The sequence below is a fragment of the Collinsella aerofaciens genome, assembly GCF_040910265.1.
Lineage (GTDB): Bacteria > Actinomycetota > Coriobacteriia > Coriobacteriales > Coriobacteriaceae > Collinsella > Collinsella aerofaciens_BK.
Window position 1 is genome coordinate 1 of sequence record NZ_JBDGAW010000003.1, and the last position, 19,771, is coordinate 19,771.

The following is a 19,771-nucleotide window of genomic DNA, read 5'->3' on the forward strand; positions in this document are numbered from 1 at the left end:
ATTCTTACCCATGAAATAGCAGAAAACATAGGGCTCGTCAGGAACGTCAATCGAAGAGGAACAAGCAAGGCTTGCCCACTGATCTCTAGCTAGCAGCATCGTAGGGTCGCATACAACAGAGCATCGGACGCCCGTAGCTTTCTCTACCAAATCCGCTCCCGTATCCTCGCGAACAGAAATGGCCGAAAAATCGGAAAGAAAATCTTTTGTTTTACGAAGATATTTTTCAGAAAGGGAAGATACTCCAAAACTAGTGGAATAAGACACCTTGCGGACAGGAGGCTGCACGAAAGATAGTGTAAAGTACCTACCAGCAATGTTAACAGGCAGCCAAAGCTGATCGCTGCCAACAACAACGCTGTCATAATCAGCCACAAGCGCCCCAAGTTCTTCAAACGAAGCGGCTTGAGGAGTAAAACTAAAATGTGTTGACTCGAAAGATGAAAATGCACTTTTCCTCTTTGCCATTTTCTTTCCAAAGTCAGCATCAAGCTTCTGCTTGATGCGATGCTTTACAAAACCCAGCTTTGCACGATAAAGATCTACATCAAATAGATGCTCAAGATAGTAATCATTGCGTCCTTCAGAAATAGCATGACCCAGGCCACGTTTATCAATAGTATTGACTTCAACTCCCAGCTCCTCAAGGGCACGCTGGGTCGCGTACGCCTGAAGAACGCTGCCAAAGTTGATTTTGTCATGACACGACGCGACTGCGACTCGCTTAGAACATGTAATAGTCAAGCTATCCCCTTAATCAACAGAACCTAAATAGGTCATATAACAATCCAATAACACTCTGGCCGCAGCATTAATTTCAAATACCTGCAAACCGGCATCGTCGCCAGGCGCGAAGACCTCTGTGCTCAACTCAATAAGTCTTTCGGCCCACTTTATACAGGAGCTAGAAAGTGATTCAAATTGCATCATGGATGTAACAGCGGTCTCAGAGGTAACGGTATCAGACGCAAGAATGGGTGTATGCGATGCCTGGCATTCAACTCCGACCATTGGGAGGCCTTCATACAGGCTCGGCAGGCAGAAAACATCAAATGCTCGATATAAAGATGCTGCGTCGCTTCTAGTGCCCAAAAACCGAACAGAATGGCTAATCCCCAGACAATCAGCTTGGTCCTTTATCTTTTCAACCAACGGACCAGAACCAACCAAAACTAAAACTGCATCATTACGAATCTTTAAAACCTGATCGAATATATTAAGCAAATATGAGTGATTCTTCTGCTCTGTAAAACGACCAATGTGCCCAATTAGAAGCTGTCCATCAGCAACACCAAGCGATCGCCGCGTCCTTAGGCGATCCTCATCATCTGGCGCGAAAACAGACAAGTCGACAGCATTACGCATGACTACAAATTGAGAACTCGATCCAAATAACCATTCACCAGCGAATTTACTACATGCAAAACGGTGAGTCGGATACCGGTTTGATTGCGTTTTCAGCACGGCCTTCAGGGCATTCTTGGCATACTCACCCCTACCACTCGTAGAGTGGCTATGGGCGATACGCACGGGGACACCCGCCTTCTTCGCAGCACGAAGAGGAAAGACCGAAAGCGCGTTGATGTGACTATGGACAATCTTCCAGCCCTCTTGCTTAAAGAGACGCTGAAGCTCTCGCTGGTATTCAGCTACATGCTGATAGGGCGGTATCTCAAAGACCCTGCCACCGAGCGATTCGATCTCGTCACGGGGAACAAGCGTCGAATCGGAATCAACAAGAAAGTCAAACTGCACTTTACCGCGATCGATGTGACGATAGTAATTCATAACGACAGCTTCGACGCCGCCACCAACCATCTTGCCAACAACCTGAGCCACCCTAACCGGTTCAGTCATTTAGCAAGCACCTCCACCGGTAAAGACCTCAACGACCGTGAGGAGAACAATCTTCAAGTCCGTGATGGGGCCGCGCTTGGCGATGTACTCCAAATCACGGCGGACCATGCCGTCGAAGTCGGTATCGTTGCGGTCAGTCACCTGCCACCAGCCGGTAATGCCCGGCTTCACAGCCAAGCGCTGCAGGTCGTACTCGGTATACTCCGCGACCTCGTTGGGCAGCGGCGGGCGCGGGCCGACGACGGACATCTGACCCATGAACACGTTCAGGAACTGCGGGAACTCGTCGATGGAGTGCTTGCGGATGAACTTTCCAATCTTGGTGACACGCGGGTCATTCTTCATCTTGAACATGGCGCCGGCGATCTCGTTCTGCTCCCTGAGCTCGGCGAGGCGCTCGTCGGCGTCCTTGTACATGGAGCGGAACTTCCACATGCGGAAGGTAGTCAAACTACCGTCGGGACGGGTGCGGCCAACGCGGATCTGACTATAGAAGGGGCTGCCCTCGCTCTCCAGTCGGATGGCCGCGGCCAGCACCAGGCTGGGCACAGCGATGACGACGAGCACGGCACCGCTGAACACGATGTCGAATGCGCGCTTCACTGCCCTATATGCCAAGCGCGAGCGGTCCCAGTCCATGATGGATTGCATGGCCTTGTAACGGCCGGCGCCCTCGCGCCGGTCCATGGCCTGGGCAATCAGTGCCGCCCCCGCAGGCGCACAGCTCTTTGTTACTTCTTTAGCAGCCACAGTCAAAAATACATCCCCGTTCCCTAGGGATCCCCCAATCGGTAAAATCAAAAATGCAAACGAATAGCTGGTGCAACGTCTCCCTTACGTTTTGCTAGGAACGTCAAGCGGTAGCAGCTCCCTAAATGTGGAGTCACCCTCGCCCACGTCTACCAGGCACCAGCGTTTATGACGGTCGACTTTCTTTACGCGGGCCTCTTGCCCCATCAAGGGCCCCTGCTCTATGTGCAACACGCCGTCTTCTATGCGGGCGACGCTGTTGCGCACCACGCCGTCGTCGTCGAGCACGCTGCGGTACCAATCCTGCGCATCGTCCGGCATGGGCATGTACGCCCGCTCCCTACTGCCGGCGATGCGACAGCCAAAGCTCAACTGGGCCAGGGCCCTATCGAGCGCAGCGGCATCGTGCGTGGCGACGAAGAAATATTCCTTGTACATAGGTTTGGTTTGGAGCGACCAGGCGCCATCCCGCTTAAACCAGAACTCCTTTTGCATCACAAAAGCGTCCTGCATCAGGTTGTGCGGGATAATGCGACGAACCTTTTCGCAGGTCTCGCGCTCTTTTCCATTGGGGGTGTGGACCAGATACCAGCGGACGCGGCCATGCTGGCTGTTGGATGTAGCGCCGTTAAAAGCGCCCGGCAGCTGCTCTTGGCGCCGTGCCGTCTGTTCCATGTTCTCGCCCCCTCTTTTGGCTTTGCGATGTACGCAAATGCAGGAGCGTTTAGAACAGGCTTCTCGCTCGCAGCTAGGCGCAGTCGCAAAAGTACAGGTTTTTGTAGAGGGGTATGGAGATGCACCTACTGGCAGTACATTTTGCGTAATCTGGGAAAACGCTGATTAATTGCTCGTATAATGTCATCTGCTGAAAGATACAAAAACCTGTACCTTTTTGTGCAACAAAAAAAGCCGCTCAACCAGCGGCTTTTCTTGTTTGGGCATGAAAAAAGGCGACCGCCCTTTGTGGACGGTCGCCTTTATTAATTGTTGTGAAGTTTACGTTAGGCGCGGGTCTTGATCTCCTCGAGCACCTTAGCAACAAACTCGTCAACGCTCATCTGAACGGTCTCGTTGGAGCGATCGCGGACGGAGATGTTGCCGGCCTCGACCTCCTTTTCGCCCAAGATGAGCATGTAGGGCACGCGGTCGATGCTGCGGGCCTCGCGGATCTTGTAACCGATCTTCTCGTCGCGGTCGTCGCAGACAACGCGAATGCCGGCCTCCTCCAGCTTGGCGCACACCTCGTGGGCGTAGTCGCGGCTCTTCTCGGACACGGGCAGGGCCTTGACCTGCACGGGAGCCAGCCAGGTGGGGAACTTGCCCGCAAAGTGCTCAATCAGAATACCGATGAAGCGCTCGATGGAGCCAAAGCACACGCGATGCAGCATGATGGGGCGCTTCTTGGTGCCGTCGGCGTCCACGTACTCCAGGTCAAAGTTGAACGGCATCTGGAAGTCGAGCTGGACGGTACCGCACTGCCAGGTACGGCCGAGCGAGTCCTCCAGGTGGAAGTCGATCTTGGGGCCGTAGAAGGCGCCGTCGCCCTCGTTAACCTCGTAGTCCATGCCCAGCTTCTCCAGAGCGGTGCGCAGGCCCTCCTCGGCGCGCGCCCAGTCCTCGTCGGAGCCCATGGAGTCCTCGGGGCGAGTGGAAAGCTCAACGTGGTACTTAAAGCCAAACTTTTGGTACACGGAATCGATGAGGTTGACCACGCCCACGATCTCGTCGGTCAGCTGGTCGGGACGCACAAACAGGTGGGCGTCGTCCTGGTTAAAGCAGCGCACGCGGAACAGGCCGTGCAGGGCGCCGCGCAGCTCGTGGCGGTGCACCAGGCCAATCTCGCCGGCTCGGATGGGCAGCTCGCGGTAGGAATGCGGCTTGGAGGCGTACACCAGCACGCCGCCCGGGCAGTTCATGGGCTTAATGCAGTACTCTTCGTCGTCGATGACGGTGGAATACATGTTGTCCTTGTAGTGATCCCAGTGGCCACTGGTCTTCCACAGCTGCTTGTTCATGATGAGCGGCGTGGAGATCTCCACGTAGCCGGCCTTGTGGTGAATCTCGCGCCAGTAGTCCAGCAGCGTGTTCTTAAGGATCATGCCGTTGGGCAGGAAGAACGGGAAGCCAGGGGCCTCGTCGCGCATCATAAAGAGGTCCATCTCGCGGCCGATCTTGCGGTGGTCGCGCTTCTTGGCCTCCTCCAGCATGTGCATGTGCTCGTCGAGCTCTTCCTTGGTGGCAAAGGCGACGCCGTTGATGCGGGTGAGCATCTTGTTGTCCTTGTCGCCCTTCCAGTAGGCGCCCGAGACACCGGTGAGCTTAAAGGCCTTGAGCGCCTTGGTGTAGCAGATGTGGGGGCCGACGCACATGTCGATGTAGTCGCCCTGCTGGTAGAAGGTGATACGGGCGTCGTCGTCCAGGTCGCCGATGTGCTCGACCTTGTACTTCTCGCCGCGCTCCTCCATAAGGGCGATGGCCTCGGCGCGGGGCTTCTCGTACACGGAGAACTTGAGGTTCTCCTTGACGATCTTCTTCATCTCGGCCTCGATCGCGGGGAAGTCGTCCTCGCTGATCTTGACGCCCTCGGGCAGGTCAACGTCGTAGTAGAAGCCGTTGTCGGTCGCGGGGCCATAGGCAAAGTCGGCCTGGGGGTACAGGCGCTTGATGGCCTGCGCCATGATGTGCGCGGCGGAGTGACGGATGACGTGCGTGACCTCGTCCTGCGGGAGCTCGGCCACCGAACCGTCATTGTAGAGTGCCTTCATGGGTATGTTTTCTCCTCTCGGATGCCTGATGCAAGTGCGTGCGATGCGCTCGGCGTTTTAACTTGCATCATTATAGGCAGGTTGCCTTGGTATACAAGCGCCCGCCGCACCTTAATGGCACGGCGGGCGATTTTCTACGCATGCTTCATCGTGTGGGGCGGGTTGCGCGTGTGGCTTGTGGCGCGTGAGGCGCCCGTGGCTTGCGGCCGGCCCGGCGATGGATGCGTTACTGGATGCGAGTTCGGCAGTAGGGGCAGACCTTCCAGTGCGCATCGAGCGGGCGATGGCAGCTGGGACACACGTTGCGAACCTGGGTATCGCACACCGGGCAGACGACGAAGTCCTTCTCGATGGGCGCGCCGCACTGCGGGCAGGTGCCGTACTGGGCAAGCTGGCGCTCGCGCAGGGCCATGTCCAGCTCCTGCTCCTCGCGGTCGGACGCATAGGAGTGCGGACGCAGGACCAGGTAGGCAATGAGGCCCACAAACGGGATGAGGGCGATGATGCCCCATGCCACGTAGGCGCTGGCGCCGCGGCGGCGAGCGTCGATGAACACATAGACGACCGACAGCACATACAGGGCGATGATAAAGCCAACGAAGGCATAGACGACGCCCATAAGCTGCGGCGACATGAGCTCGGAGATGTACTTGGACATTACGGGTACCTTTCGGAATATTTACAGCTCGCTCAAGTTTACCACGGGGTTTGTTTATATGGGACCACGGCTGGATACGGGGCTGACGCGGACACAAACATCTCAATCTGTAACAAGTGGGAGCGGAATCCGGGTCTAGGTGTTACAGATCGAGACACAGGGGTCCCTCCCCGACTTCAATCTCGATCTGTAACATCTTGGGCCGCAAAACCCCTCTTACTGTTACAAATCAAGACATTCAAAATCCGCCGGAAGGTTTGTCTCGATCTGTAACATCTAGAACCCAAATCATCAGCTAACTGTTACAGATCGAGACGGAAGAATCTCTCCCCCGCAACAGAAGGATTTTTCCCCAACCTACATCTTGATCTGTAACAGTAAGGACCCAAATAACCTGCCAACTGTTACAGATCGAGATGTACGGACAACCGGCAGTGTCCGCCGTTGCCGCCGACAGGGTCAGGAGCCATTCCTGCAGATGCACGGGGCGCAGCTGGTCGACCGGCATCGTGCCGCATGTGGGGCCGACGTAGTTCGCCCACGACCTTGTGACGAGGTTGCGGGTGTTCGGCGCGAGCGTGCCGGCGGCCACCAGCGCCTCCATACTCGGTTCGAGCCATGTGCCGTACGCCTGTGCGATGGTAGGCACGGGATTGTCGTTGGCACGCTCGACGTGGATGCGATCGAGCTCGGTGCATGCCTCGCGGTAGGTGCCGTATACCGTCTTGGTCTTACGTTTGCGTCCGCATGGCGTGTTCTCCTGCCATCGGAGGATGCATTTCTTGCCACGCTTGGCCTCGGTGATTGAGCCCAACGCGCGGCGCCTCTGCCTGCGTGTCATACAATGTCCCTAGGTTGCCCGGAGCTATCTCCATGTTGCTCCGGCATCCTTGTTGTCACCCCACCGCGCCAAGGTTCCAGCCGTGCGCGGTGGGGTTTCTTTATGTCTGGAACAGTTGTTGCGTCATCTGCAATAACTGGCCTTTTGCTGGGACCTGCCCTGTTCCTTCAGAGGTCCTTTAGACTGCCATCCTGGTGTCAACAGCGTCTACGACCTCCGCTGCATATTTTGGATAGTCGATGACCTTGCCGCTCCCCGTTTCCTTCCATGCCGATAGCTCATGGGAGAACTCTGATATCTCGCTTGCGGTGTCAAACGTGTCGACGAATCTGGCTACAAGATCGATATACTCGAGTTCCTTTTCGTCAAACGTTTCCTCTGGTTCGACGAGTGGTTTTACGATTTCGCCCCAGCCGTTGGGGACAAGCTCTATCTTGCCCTGTTGCTGCAGGGCATAGAGCAAAGTGTCCTTATCGTTTATGACGGGGCCATAGTCGGCATGTGCGTATTCGATTCCCGTGAGGGAGGTGCTCGTCATGCCGTAGCAGTAGTAGTCGAGGAAGAACATGGCCTTCTGCAGTTTGGTCTTATAGAGCCTCTTGCAGCGGTGGGCAAGAATGACAACGGCGCCACACACGCGCGACCAGTCGAACGGTCGGTATCCGTTCGTCCTCGACGGCGAGTATGCCTCAAGTGGCGGCCAGCTAAAATCTAAAGTGCTGAAGCGATTCGGAGCCTGGGAGTCGACAAAGTTTTCGACGGCGCTGATGATCTTCTCAGACAGTTGGTCTCTCTTTACGTTTAAAAGTGACAGGGCGCCAGCGGGGCTTGCTGCCAGCCTGATCATTCCATCGTGAGCCTCGTCCTGCAGCGCGCCAGACTCATATCGAGCCACAGTTTGCTCACCGAAGCCAAGGAAGCGGCTGAAATCTCTCAACGACAGGCCGTAGTGTTCACGGACGGCCTTGATTTCCTCGGGGGAAAGTAAGTGATTGGCGGCGCGATAGGCGGCATAGGCGGCTGCGAGGTTCTCGCTTTCTATGCGTGCGTCCGCAATAACCGCTCCACAGACGGGGCATACCGCGACCGTGGCCTCATACGTAATATCCTGTTTTCTGATGCGCATCGTCTCGGTACGACGCTCTACGCGTGCCTCGACTTCCTGGTCGCATTCAATGCAATAGGTGCTGAAAGTGCTCTTCATCTCGCTCATCTCGGGACCTCCGATCTATCCCGGTACAACTTTACAGAGAGGCATTTGCATCGCTCGGCCTTGCGTTTTATGGACATCTTTAGGTACAGCGTCTTGCCGAATGCCTTGGGTGAGAATTCGGCAACTATCCATCCCGGGTATCGCGAGTCGCGGTCCGCCTCGGGTCCATCAAAACAATCTCTTGGCGTGAGCGATAAGATCACGCTTTTGAGCTCGTCCATGGTGATTCCCATGCCCGCCATGAACTCCAGACTTGCCTCGCGTTCCACGAGGATGAAGTTGTTCTTGTCCACGATTTCCTTCATAAAATGAAGGAAGAGCCCTATGTTGTCCATCCCTCTCCTTAGCAAGAAGTGTAATCAATTAGTTACAATGATGGTGAAGAAATCGAGGTGATTCTGTGGATTCGACCTCTTGCGCCTAGTCAAATGACAGATAAAGCCTTGAGTTTGCCAACGATTCGATTCGTGGCAGCCTGCCTAGGCACCGAACAGCTTTGCAAGCGTGCCGATGGCGCTGGCGAATGTGGGGACGAGCCCCGCGCCCTTGGATGCGAGGTCGAGCGTGTCCTTTGCCTTCCCGGCGAAGCCTCCCTCGTCTTTTCCTCGGCGGCGAACCGCAGGTCGGCGAGGGCTAGTTTCACGGCGAGGTCCTCGGGCGACAGGCCCTGGCTGCTCGATATCCGCTTGATCGTCTGGTTGAAGTCGACCGCGACGGTTGCCTCGACGGTGGCCGTCTCGGTTGACTCGAATTGGTCGGAGGTCGCCTTGGCCATCATGTACTCGTACTCCATGCGGTCCCTGTAGTCGAGCAACAGGTCGCGGATCGTCTCGATGGACGTGATGTCGATCATGCCGGGGTTGACGACGGCCGTCACCCTCGTTCCGGTCTCACGCTCGATAATATTTCCGAATGTCGTCATGTACCTAGCCACCACCTTCTGCCTGAGACCGGGCAGGTCGCTCTCAATGACCTCGTCGCACAAATCCACCAGGCGGTCGATTGAATCGTACATTCCCATGTTATCTGCCACTCTCGCAGGTGGTTCCTTTGAATGCCTACGCGGACCTTACTTGATCCGCTTCCAGCCCTTCGCCTTCAGGCGCTGCAACCTGAGCTTTGGACAACTCGGCCTGGTCGCGTGCCGTCTCCAGGATCTTCGAGCGCCTCTTCTCGGTGCTCTGCCGGTAGCAAGTGATCAGCTCGCCCTCCGCGCCTGCCGGCGCCGTCGGCTTGCCCTCGGGATGCTCCTCGTACCATCCGAGCAGGTCGTTGGGGTCGGTTTTGAATACTTCGCAGAGCGCGCCTACGAGCTCTGCGTTCGGATAGCTCTCCTCGCGCTCCCAAGACTGAATAGTTCGGAATGACTTGCCGACTTTTTGTGCAAGCTCCTTTTGGTTTAGCCCCAGGGCTTCTCGGCGCTCTCTTAGACGAAGGTTCATCCTCACTCCTTTCTTTACGTTAAGTGAATAGTAAACATAAAATGTCTTTACGCAAAAAAATGTTGCTTATTTGATCAACAGGGACATAAAACTATTCATAATGAAATTCGACAGACAGAAAAACGTCTCTAAGGAGGAACGAATGGATTTCAGTAAGGAGCTGGCGGGAATATCCGCGCCGCACGCGCCCGAGCTGGCCTTTCTCAGGCTGAGGTCGCTTCCAAGGTCGGAGTGAACGTCAGCACTTTCGCGAAGTACGAAAGTGGCGATTACATTCCTGGAGCCGACAAGCTCTTGGCTATCTCGCAGGTTCCTGGTTGTCCGCGCAACGACCTGATGGCCTGGAACACGGACGAGGCCGCATAGGGATGGAGGAAGAGGAATGACTGGGAGGAGCTACGAACTGCCCGACGACATCACGACCCTGGGCGGCATGGTGATCTTTGTGTTAATAAACACGGATATTTGGGGTGCACGTCCGCGTGGCTTTCGTATCCCCAAATTATCCCAAGTGCGTGTGCCAACCCGTTTTTACGCGCTTGTGCCGTTGTTGCCGTACTTAAACCCGCAGGTAAGCAGTGTGTTCGATTTTGTCGTTCTTACTGGTCAGCACTGTAACATCTAGACCCCAAAACAGCCCCCAGATGTTACAGATTGAGACAGAAGAATCTCTCCCCGGCTTCAATCTCAATCTGTAACAACTGGAACCCAAATCCTCAGCTTACTGTTACAGAACGAGACAAACCTCCGACATCAAAGCCGGCAGGCAAGGTTGTCTACCTTGTTGAGCCTCCCCCTCTCCTCACGTTGGCGGGTATTGCGGGGCTGTTCGCCGCATTGCCGCCGCGCTGGGGGTGTGTAGACCGTAGGATAGTCTTATTGACAGCCTGTCAACTCGTCTGGGAGGCACTGTGACAGAAACGTTTGATATCGCGATTGTCGGCGCGGGCATCACCGGATGCGCCATCGCGCGGCAGCTCGCGCGGTTTGACCTGTCCATTTGCGTGGTCGAGGCGGCTAACGATATTGCGCTGGGCGCGTCGAAGGCCAACGGCGGCCTGGTGCACGCCGGCTACGATCCGGCGCCAGGCACCGTAAAGGCGCAGGTCAACGCCCGTGGCTGTGAACTGTACGGTACGTGGGCCCAGGAGCTGGGCTTTCTGTTCAGCCGCACCGGGTCGATGGTGTTGGGCTTTAACGACGAGGACCGTGCGCAGCTGGAGCAGCTGCGCAGCAACGGCCATGTCAACGGTGTGCCCGAGCTGTCGATCGTCGGACCCGACCGCATCCACGAATTAGAGCCGCGCGCCAGTACCAAGGCGACGTGCGCGCTGTGGTGCCCCTCGACTGGGTTTGTCGACCCGTTTGAGGTTGCCATCGCCGCACTGGAGAACGCCGTGGCCAACGGGGTGACGTTTATGCGGTCCGCGTCGGTGGAGGCGATTGAAGTCGCGGGCTCGAACGACGACGCGCGCTTTACACTGGTGTGCCCCGCTGGCAACGTGCGCTGCCGCTATCTGATCAACGCCGCGGGCAACGGCGCCGCCGACATCTCGCATATGGCGGGCGCCGAGGAGTTTCAGATGGTCTGGCGTCAGGGCAACATCGTGGTGCTGGATAAGGAGCCGCGCACGCTCATGCCGCTCTACCCCGTGCCGACGCCGGTGTCGAAGGGCGTTATCGTGACGGGCACCGTGCACGGCAACACCGTGATCACCGCGACGGCCGCCGTGCGCGAACCGAGCGACACGCAGACCTATGCGAGCGATGTGAACGCGCTGCTGAGCGGCGCGCGCAAGCTGGTGCCCGATCTGGATACGCGCCGCGTGGTGCGCGCATTTGCCGGCGGGCGTCCGGTCATTCAGGAAACGAACGACTTCTTTATTGGACAGTCGGCCGTGGTGCCGGGGCTGTTCCAGGCGGCGGGCATTCAGTCGCCGGGCGTGGCGAGCACGCCGGCCATTGCCGAGCGCATGGAGCATGTGATGCGTGAGGCGGGCGTGGAGCTGCACGAGCGGACGGACTGGAACCCAATTCGCCGCGCGCCAGACGACTTTGATCGCGCGACGCTTACGCGCAAGGAAGAACTCATTGAGTCCGATCCCGCGTGGGGCCAGATTGTCTGCCGCTGCGAGACGGTTCCCGAGGCCGAGATTGTGGCCGCGATCCGACGCCAGCCGGGCGCGGTTTCGGTCGAGGGCGTCAAGCGCCGCTGCCGTGCCGGCATGGGTCGGTGCCAGAGTGGTTTCTGTCAAAGCCGCGTGGTGGCGATTCTTGCCCGAGAGCTGGACTGTGACCCCAGCGAGGTATTACTGGAGGACGCCGGCTCCTGGCTGGTCGAGGGTCCTTTGAAGGGGGTGCGCTAGAATGGCGACGATCGATGTGCGCAACGGACGCGCGGAGGCCGGAACCGCAGAGGTCGGAGCTGCAGCGCCCGTACAAACGCAAGTCTTTGACGTGGTCGTTATCGGCGGCGGCCCCGCCGGCATGGCGGCCGCGCTGGCCGCGCATAAGGCTGGAGCGTGCGTGGCCATCGTGGAGCGCGAGCAGCACCTGGGCGGCATCCTCCGCCAATGCATCCACCCCGGCTTTGGCCTGTCGCATTTTAAACAGGAGCTCACCGGTCCCGAGTACGCGCAGCGCTTTATCGACCAGGTGCACGCAACCGACATTGCGCTGTTCCTGAACAGCATGGTGATTGGGATTGATTCAGGCGAGCCTGCGGAAGACACCGCGGTCCGCACCGTCACGCTCATGAGCCCTACCGGCATGATGCAGCTCACCGGGCATGCGGTCGTCCTTGCCATGGGGTGCCGCGAGCGCACCCGCAGCGAGATAAAGATTCCCGGCAGCCGACCCGCCGGCGTGTTTACGGCCGGCCTGGCGCAGCGATACATCAATATCGAAAATCTCAAACCCGGCTCGCGCGCCGTCATTTTGGGTTCGGGCGATATCGGGCTCATCATTGCACGTCGCTGCACGCTCGAGGGGATTTCGGTCGAGGGCGTGTACGAGCTTATGCCGTACGCCAACGGGCTGCGCCGCAATGTGAAGAACTGCCTGGACGACTTTGACATTCCGCTGCATCTGTCTACCACGGTCACGCGCGTGATCGGGCACGACCGAGTGGAAGCCGTCGAGGTGAGCCAAGTCGACGAGCACCTGGCGCCCATTCCGGGGACCGAGCACATTGTTCCGTGCGACACGTTGCTGCTTTCGGTGGGCCTGATTCCCGAGAACGAGCTTTCGGTTGCCGCGGGCGTAGAGCTTGACCCGCGCACACGCGGCGCCGTGGTGGACCAGCGCCTGCAGACGGGCGTGCCGGGCATCTTTGCCTGCGGCAACGTGCTGCACGTGCACGACCTGGCCGACAACGTGACAACCGAGTCCGAGAGGGCTGGCGCAGCTGCGGCGGCGTACGCGCTGGGTGGCGGAGCCGAAACGAACGCGGTCGAGGACACGGGCTGCGAGCTCACGGTCTCCCCTGCCGGCATTGCGGGATTCGCGCTGCCGGGACGCATTACGGCCGTGGCGCTCACCAAGCTGAACTTCCGCGTGCGCCGGCCAGTCGACGCCGCCCGCGTGCGCATTCTGGCAGGCGACGAAGAACTGTTCGCCGGCAAGGTCCGCGCGTTTAAGCCGAGCGTTATGGAAAGCTTCCCACTGCCGGCAAAGGTCATCAAACAAGCGCTCGACCTGAGTGCCAGCAAGATTGTCTTGTCCGTCGATCCCATTGAGGAGGCATAGCTCATGAGCACGAATGCGACCGAAACGCTGCAGTTCAACTGTACGACCTGCCCATCCGAATGCCTTCTGACCGTAGAGGTGGAGCGCGACGCCAATGGCGCCGTGGTAGAAGTGCGCTCCGTAACCGGCAACAACTGCCCGCGCGGCGATAAGTTCGCACATCAGGAGCTCACCTGCCCCATGCGCGTGCTCACCACCACCGTGGCCGTCTCCGGCGGCGACGAAGCCCTGCTCCCCGTGCGCACGGCCGAAGCCATCCCGCTGGCGATCCATGCCCAAGCCATGGACCTCATCCGCGCCCTGGTCGTCGACGCCCCCATCCGCATGGGCGACGTCGTGCTGGAAGATCTTCTCGGCACCAACATTGACCTAGTCGCCAGCATGAACATCGATCCAGCCTAAGCAGCTAATTGGGGACGGAGCTCTTTTAGCTACCCCGCCATCCACCCGGTCCTCCTCCGTAATTCACCGCAACTTATGAGGGCCGCATGGGATATGCAAAGGAGTGTCCCAAGGTGCCGGCATAAAAGGAACGTCCCCATGTGCCGGGCTTGGGATACCATGGTGGCAACCTAGCGAAAGGACGATGTATGGCACATGTCGATGACCAGCGCGTGGCGCGCGTGCTCGATGCGCTCGAGGCTCAGCACCCCGGCGCGCAGCTGCTTGTAAACGACCCGTGGTCGATTTATTACCTGACCGGCTTCTATGCCGATATGTTCGAGCGTTTTAGCGGCGTGCTGCTCGCGCGCAATGCCGAGCCCGTGATCCTGGTCAACGCTCTACACCAGCTGCCGGAATACGACAATGCCCGCATCGCCTACCACACCGATACCGACGTCGTGGCCGACGCCATCGCGAGTGAGATCGATCCGACCAAACCGCTCGGCATCGACACCGTCATGCGCTCCGGTTTTTTGATGCCGCTTATGGAGCGCCACGCCGCAAGTGAGTTTTTCCTGGGCGACTTTGCCGTCACCGCCGCGCGCACCTACAAAGACGCCGCCGAGCAGGAGCTCATGCGCGTGTCCTCGGCAGCCAACGACGCCGTGATGGCCGACGCGATCAAACTCGTCCACGAGGGCGTGACGGAGCGCGAAATCGCCGACCAAATGCTCGGCCTGTACCGCAAGCACGGCTGCGAGGGCTTTAGCTTTCCTCCAATCGTGAGCTTTGGCGCCAACGCCGGCGACCCGCATCACGAACCCGACGATACCGTGCTCAAGCATGGCGACGTGGTGCTGTTCGACATTGGCGGACGCCATCGCAACTACTGCTCGGACATGACACGCACGTTCTTTTGGGGCGAGCCGGACGAGGAGACCGCGCACGTCTACGACATCGTACGCCGCGCCAACGAGGCCGTCGAGGCTCTCATCGAACCGGGCGTGCGCATGTGCGACCTGGACCGCGCCGCACGCGATGTGATTGAAGACGCGGGCTACGGCAAATACTTTACGCATCGCCTGGGCCACTCGATCGGTCTGCAGGACCACGAGCCGGGCGACGTCTCGCTGGTCAACGAGCAGGTCGTGGAGCCGGGCATGACGTTCTCCATCGAACCGGGCATCTATCTCCCCGGCCGCACCGGCGTCCGCATCGAGGACTTGGCCCTAGTTACCAAGTCCGGCGTCGAGATTCTCAACGCCTACCCCCACGACCCAGTCCGCCTAGACTAGCAAATGTGGCAAAGGGACAGTCCCGTTGACACATTCCGCTAACGTCGCGCCACGAAAACGGGCTATCTACTACGTTTAACCCGCATGGGTCGACCATAACTGGGTTTTCGCAAAACCCGCAAGCCGTCTACCTGCGGTTTTCATTTTGCGATTCTCGGTGTGGTCGGGGGTATTCGCTAAAACATAGTAGATAGGCCCATTTCGTGGCAAGCGAGTCAACTCGGGGCGCAGGGCAGCCAAAAAAGCCCCGTCCCAAATTGACTGCTTTTGAGTTGCGGTGATATACGGACTGTTTGAGGCTTCTGGCTTGAAAAACAGTCCGTATATCACCGCAACTGATGAGGGGATGGGTTAACGGAGCAAGCCCGCTACTTCGCCGGCTAGGGTGATGGTGCCGGCGGCTACGAAGGACTCGCCCGCGGCATCGAAGGCAGCGAGGGCCTCGGGTACGCTCGGATACACGCCCGCAAGCTTGTCGGCATCCACCAGGGCGGCAAGCTCCTGCGCGGGCAAGGCACGATCGGAATCGGTCTGCGTCACGACCACGCGTGGGAAGGCCGGGATCAGCACGTCGACGATACCCGCCACGTCCTTATCGGCCAGCGCGGCGCACAGCAACGTGGGGCGGTTCTCCACGCACGGATCGATCTCGTCCAGCGCGCTCACAAAGTTCTCGCAGCTCTGAGGGTTATGGCAGGCGTCAATCAGCTTGAGCGGATCGGTTCCCAGCACATCAAAGCGACCCGGCGTGGGGCAGCCCATAAGCGACGCATCGAGCTTGTCATGATCGAGCTCGCGACCCAGATACCCCTCGCACAGCATAATCGCGCACGCGGCATTCTGCGGCTGATACGCCGGCTTGACCATGCTAGACGTATAGATCGCACGCGGCGTGGTGCAGCTAAACTCAACCGTGTCGCCCACATGTGCCGGCACCTTGGTCGTGGCATGGTTCATCACCAGCGGCACTATGCCGCACTCGCGACAACGTGCATCCATCACGCGCTGAACGCTCGCCTCGTGCGTACCCTCGCCCAAAACAACCAGGCGTCCAGGCTTAATAACCGCAGCCTTCTCCCCCGCAATGGCCTCGAGCGTATCGCCCAAAATGCGTGTGTGATCGAGCCCAATGCCCGTAATGGCAACGGCGACGGGATCGGTCGCACTCGTGGCGTCCCAGCGTCCGCCCATGCCAACCTCAAGCACGGCAACATCCACGCGAGCCTCGGCAAACACCACAAGTGCAGCAGCCGTCAAAAGGTCAAACGGCGTGATGGTATAGGCGCGCTCCCCCGCCGCCACACGACGGGCATTCACGCGATGTCCCGCCTCAACAGCGGCGGAAACGCCACGGGCAAAGGCCTCATCGCTCACGACGCGCCCATCGACCTCCATGCGCTCGGGATAGCGCACCAGCTGCGGCGACGTATACAGCGCGGTCTTTAACCCCTCACCACGAAGGATGGCAACCGAAAAACGCGTGGTCGAAGTCTTGCCATTGGTACCGGCAACCTGAATGCAATCGAAATACTCGTCCGGACGCCCAAGCTCATCAAGCATATCGACAACCGTCTCGAGCAAAGGACCAGCATCCCCAGAAATCCGCCCCGTATCAGCAGCCAGCCCAACAGCCTCATCAAACGAAAGCAAATCAAACTCAAAAGGAACGGTATACAAGCCAGAACGCTTAGGCATTTTTAGAACCGCCATTCATAGAAAAATAAAACAGTATAGGTTGAGGATAGTCAGCGAAAACGCCTCTGATGAGCCAAGGTGCCGTGAAACAAGGGCGCATAGGGCTTATGCCCATGCGCCCGAAGTTGAACGGCAGATTGGCCATCAGAGGCGTTTGCAGCGTCGAGTCAGCCGCCGTTCGTTAGAACGGCGGAATAGGTGTCCGCAGCGGAGAGCAAAGCATCGGGACGCGCCCCCGAGTAAACCTTACGAGAAGTCAGCAACCTGAGCAGTCAGCGCCGCAAGGATCTCCTTGAGCTCAGCCGCACGGTCCCTCTTCTTCTGGACCACCGCGGGCGCGGCCTTGGCCACAAAGCCCTCGTTGGCGAGCGTCTTCTCGCAGCCGGCAAGCTCCTTCTGGGCCGCGGCGATCTCCTTCTCCAGGCGTGCCTTCTCGGCCGAAAGGTCAACCTTGCCCTCGAGCACCACAAAGACCTCGACGCCGCTATCGACCACGGCAATGCTCGCGGCCGGCTTCTCGACGTCGGTACCCATGACCAGCGAGGCGGTGTTGGCCAGTGGCTCGATGGTCGAGCGCAGGCTCTCGAGCTTCTCGATGTCCTCGGCACCGGCGCGCACGACCACGTCGAGCTCAGCCTTGGGGCTCAAGCGATAACGCGAACGCGTGGCGCGGGCGGCAGACACGACGGTACGGCACAGCTCAAATGCGCGCTCGGCGTCCTCGTCGACATACTTGGCGTAGTCGGCGGGCTCGGGCCACTTGGCGATCATGAGCGCCTCGGCGCGGTCCACGTTGCCCTCGGCGTCCAGATCGAGCACGCTCGCCGGCATGTTGTCCCAAATCTCCTCGGTAACGAACGGCATGAGCGGGTGCATCAGGCGAATGGAGGTATCGAGCACAAAGATCAGGTTGCGCTGAGCCTGTAGACGGCCCTCGCCCTTCAGGCGGGCCTTGGTGACCTCGACGTACCAGTCGCAGACCTCGTTCCAGAAGAACTGCTGCACGCCGCGGGCCATGTCGCCAAAGGTGTACTGCTCGATACCCTCGGTGACCATCTTGACGGCCTTGGCAAGGCGGCTGAACATCCAGGCGTCGGCCGGCGTCTCCACGACGGGCTCACCTGGCGTATAGCCCTCCATGTTCATGAGCAGGAAGCGGCTGGCATTCCAGATCTTGGTCACAAACGACTTGGCCTGGTCGGTACGCGGGCTGTCGATAAGCTTCTTGGTCTTCTTGTCGATGTTCGCATCAAATTTGACGTCCTGGTTGTTGGTGCACAGCGTGAGCAGGTTATAGCGCATGGCGTCGGCGCCGTACATGCCAATGAGGTCCATGGGGTCAACACCGTTGCCCTTGGACTTGGACATGCGGCTGCCGTCCTTGGCAAGGATCGTCGGGTAGATGACGACGTCCTTAAACGGAACCTCGTCCAGGAAGTACAGCGAGCTCATGACCATGCGGGCGACCCACAGCGCGATGATGTCGCGCGCGGTGACGAGCGCCGTCGTGGGGTGATGGCCCTCGAGCAGCTCGGGCTTTTGCGGCCAGCCCTGCGTGGCAAAGGTCCACAGCTGTGAGCTGAACCAGGTATCCAGCACGTTCTCGTCCTGATGCACGTGATGACCGCCGCACTTGGGGCACACGTCGGTGTCCTCGGTCAGGGCGTCCTCCCAGCCGCAGTCCTCGCAGTAGAACACGGGGATGCGGTGGCCCCACCACAGCTGGCGGCTAATGCACCAGTCCTTGAGGTTCTCCATCCAGGTGGTGTAGGTCTGCGTCCAGCGCGCGGGGTGGAAGGTGACCTTGCCGGAGTTGACGGCGTCAAGCGCCGGCCCCTTGAGCTTGTCGACGGCCACAAACCACTGCTCGGACAGCCACGGCTCCAGGGCGGAGTCGCAACGGTAGCAGTGCATGACGGAGTGGTCGAGCTCTTCGACGTGGTCGAGCAGATCGTGCTCCTCGAACCACTTGATAACGGCTTCGCGGCACTCGTCGCGGTTCATGCCAGTGAACTCGCCATAGCCCTCGACGACCACCGCGTGCTCGTCGAAAATGTTGATCTGCGGCAGGTCGTGGGCCTGACCCATGGCGTAGTCGTTGGGGTCGTGAGCCGGGGTGACCTTGACAAAGCCGGAACCGAAGTTGGCGTCAACGTGGTAGTCGGAGAAGATGGGGATCTCGCGGTTGACGATCGGCAGCATGACGGTCTTACCCACAAAGGCGGCCTTCTCGGGATCCTTCGGGGAGACGGCAACGCCCGTGTCGCCGAGCATGGTCTCGGGGCGCGTGGTGGCGACGACGATGTAGTCCTGGCCGTTGACCGGCTCGGTCAGCGGGTAGCGCAGGTGCCACAGGTGGCCCTTCTCGTCCTTATACTCGGCCTCGTCGTCCGAGATAGCGGTAGTGCAGTTGGGGCACCAGTTGACGATGCGCTTGCCGCGGTAAATCAGACCGTCGTGGTACCAGTCGCAGAAGACCTTGCGCACGGCCTGCGCGTAGTCCTCGTCCATGGTAAAACGCTCGTTATCGAAGTCGACGGAGCAGCCCATGCGCTTGATCTGCTCGACGATGATGCCGCCGTACTCGTGGGTCCAGTCCCAGCAGGCGTCGACAAACTTGTCGCGACCGATCTCCAGGCGACTGATGCCCTCGCTCTTGAGCTTCTTGTCGACCTTGGTCTGCGTGGCGATACCGGCGTGGTCGGTGCCCAGCACCCAGCGCGTGGACTTGCCGCGCATGCGGGCCATACGGACGATGGCGTCCTGGATGGAGTCGTCGGTAGCGTGACCCATGTGGAGCTTGCCGGTCACGTTGGGAGGCGGAATGGTGACGGTGCAGTCGCCCACGCCCTCACGGCGCTTGTAGTAGCCGCCGTCAAGCCACTTCTGCAGGATCGCCGGCTCGTTGGTCGACGGATCGTAGTTCTTGGGCATTTCTTCCATATATCTCTCCCTGTCCCGCCGGGGAGGAATGTAGGCCCGCTAGGGTCTGCATTCCTCCCCTTAGGTATCGATTACTTCAGTCTGATATGACTTCGCTGAGGCTTAAACAAACACACAGAATAACACAGGTAGTTGGGGTTATTGCGTATATATAAAATAGCCTCCGACCGCGGATGGTCGG

Annotated in this window: 18 protein-coding genes; 5 read left to right on the forward strand and 13 right to left on the reverse strand. The window is 58.9% G+C overall.

Annotation, left to right across the window (positions count from 1 at the left end; all coding sequences use genetic code 11):
- From AB5Z14_RS02285 to AB5Z14_RS02335, 11 genes are all read right to left on the reverse strand, one after another.
- Positions 1-744: polysaccharide pyruvyl transferase family protein (locus AB5Z14_RS02285; protein WP_368130106.1), on the reverse strand; the 744-nt coding region annotated here is incomplete at its 3' end.
- 9 nt (positions 745-753) lie between these two features.
- Positions 754-1,857 (reverse strand): glycosyltransferase family 1 protein, encoded by a 1,104-nt coding sequence (locus AB5Z14_RS02290; protein ID WP_368130107.1) that lies wholly within the window; start codon positions 1,855-1,857, stop codon positions 754-756.
- Positions 1,858-2,607: a sugar transferase gene (locus AB5Z14_RS02295; protein WP_368130108.1), complete on the reverse strand. Its 750-nt coding sequence runs from the start codon at positions 2,605-2,607 to the stop codon at positions 1,858-1,860.
- 84 nt (positions 2,608-2,691) lie between these two features.
- Complete coding sequence (locus AB5Z14_RS02300) at positions 2,692-3,282, reverse strand: hypothetical protein (protein WP_368130109.1); 591 nt, start codon at positions 3,280-3,282, stop codon at positions 2,692-2,694.
- A gap of 326 nt (positions 3,283-3,608) precedes the next feature.
- Positions 3,609-5,372 carry a threonine--tRNA ligase gene (thrS, locus tag AB5Z14_RS02305; protein ID WP_368130110.1) on the reverse strand — a complete coding sequence of 588 codons (1,764 nt, stop codon included), beginning with the start codon at positions 5,370-5,372 and terminating at the stop codon, positions 3,609-3,611.
- 226 nt (positions 5,373-5,598) lie between these two features.
- The gene (locus tag AB5Z14_RS02310) at positions 5,599-6,030 is read right to left on the reverse strand and encodes a double zinc ribbon domain-containing protein (protein WP_055251579.1); all 432 of its coding nucleotides are present in this window, start codon (positions 6,028-6,030) and stop codon (positions 5,599-5,601) included.
- 295 nt (positions 6,031-6,325) lie between these two features.
- Positions 6,326-6,844 (reverse strand): hypothetical protein, encoded by a 519-nt coding sequence (locus AB5Z14_RS02315; protein ID WP_368130111.1) that lies wholly within the window; start codon positions 6,842-6,844, stop codon positions 6,326-6,328.
- A 205-nt stretch (positions 6,845-7,049) separates the two neighbouring features.
- Positions 7,050-8,084 (reverse strand): type II TA system antitoxin MqsA family protein, encoded by a 1,035-nt coding sequence (locus AB5Z14_RS02320; protein ID WP_368130112.1) that lies wholly within the window; start codon positions 8,082-8,084, stop codon positions 7,050-7,052.
- A complete protein-coding gene (locus AB5Z14_RS02325; protein WP_347492224.1) occupies positions 8,081-8,419 on the reverse strand; it encodes a hypothetical protein in 339 nt (112 codons plus the stop codon). The genes AB5Z14_RS02320 and AB5Z14_RS02325 overlap by 4 nt, the downstream gene beginning before the upstream one ends.
- An 89-nt stretch (positions 8,420-8,508) precedes the next feature.
- Complete coding sequence (locus AB5Z14_RS02330) at positions 8,509-9,117, reverse strand: hypothetical protein (protein WP_368130113.1); 609 nt, start codon at positions 9,115-9,117, stop codon at positions 8,509-8,511.
- Between the two features lie 25 nt (positions 9,118-9,142).
- Positions 9,143-9,526 (reverse strand): helix-turn-helix transcriptional regulator, encoded by a 384-nt coding sequence (locus AB5Z14_RS02335; protein WP_368130114.1) that lies wholly within the window; start codon positions 9,524-9,526, stop codon positions 9,143-9,145.
- A 171-nt stretch (positions 9,527-9,697) separates the two neighbouring features.
- Here AB5Z14_RS02335 and AB5Z14_RS02340 point away from each other — a divergent pair, with 171 nt between their 5' ends.
- The 5 genes from AB5Z14_RS02340 to AB5Z14_RS02360 all read left to right on the forward strand — a co-directional run bounded on the left by AB5Z14_RS02340 (position 9,698) and on the right by AB5Z14_RS02360 (position 14,952).
- Positions 9,698-9,892: a helix-turn-helix domain-containing protein gene (locus AB5Z14_RS02340; protein WP_368130194.1), complete on the forward strand. Its 195-nt coding sequence runs from the start codon at positions 9,698-9,700 to the stop codon at positions 9,890-9,892.
- 545 nt (positions 9,893-10,437) lie between these two features.
- Positions 10,438-11,892 carry an NAD(P)/FAD-dependent oxidoreductase gene (locus AB5Z14_RS02345; protein WP_368130115.1) on the forward strand — a complete coding sequence of 485 codons (1,455 nt, stop codon included), beginning with the start codon at positions 10,438-10,440 and terminating at the stop codon, positions 11,890-11,892.
- A gap of 1 nt (position 11,893) precedes the next feature.
- Positions 11,894-13,273 carry an NAD(P)/FAD-dependent oxidoreductase gene (locus AB5Z14_RS02350; RefSeq protein WP_368130116.1) on the forward strand — a complete coding sequence of 460 codons (1,380 nt, stop codon included), beginning with the start codon at positions 11,894-11,896 and terminating at the stop codon, positions 13,271-13,273.
- Positions 13,274-13,276: 3 nt separating this feature from the next.
- Positions 13,277-13,675 carry a DUF1667 domain-containing protein gene (locus AB5Z14_RS02355; RefSeq protein ID WP_368130117.1) on the forward strand — a complete coding sequence of 133 codons (399 nt, stop codon included), beginning with the start codon at positions 13,277-13,279 and terminating at the stop codon, positions 13,673-13,675.
- Positions 13,676-13,863: 188 nt separating this feature from the next.
- Positions 13,864-14,952, forward strand: a complete 1,089-nt coding sequence (locus AB5Z14_RS02360) for a M24 family metallopeptidase (protein ID WP_368130118.1) — start codon at positions 13,864-13,866, stop codon at positions 14,950-14,952.
- Positions 14,953-15,303: 351 nt separating this feature from the next.
- Here AB5Z14_RS02360 and AB5Z14_RS02365 read toward each other — a convergent pair whose 3' ends face one another.
- Together AB5Z14_RS02365 and AB5Z14_RS02370 are read right to left on the reverse strand one after the other, a co-directional pair.
- On the reverse strand, positions 15,304-16,647 hold the full coding sequence (locus AB5Z14_RS02365) for a bifunctional folylpolyglutamate synthase/dihydrofolate synthase (RefSeq protein WP_368130119.1): 1,344 nt from the start codon (positions 16,645-16,647) through the stop codon (positions 15,304-15,306).
- A gap of 246 nt (positions 16,648-16,893) precedes the next feature.
- Entirely contained in the window at positions 16,894-19,590 is a 2,697-nt protein-coding gene (locus AB5Z14_RS02370; RefSeq protein ID WP_368130120.1) for a valine--tRNA ligase, read from the reverse strand.
- Between the last annotated feature and the right edge of the window lie 181 nt (positions 19,591-19,771).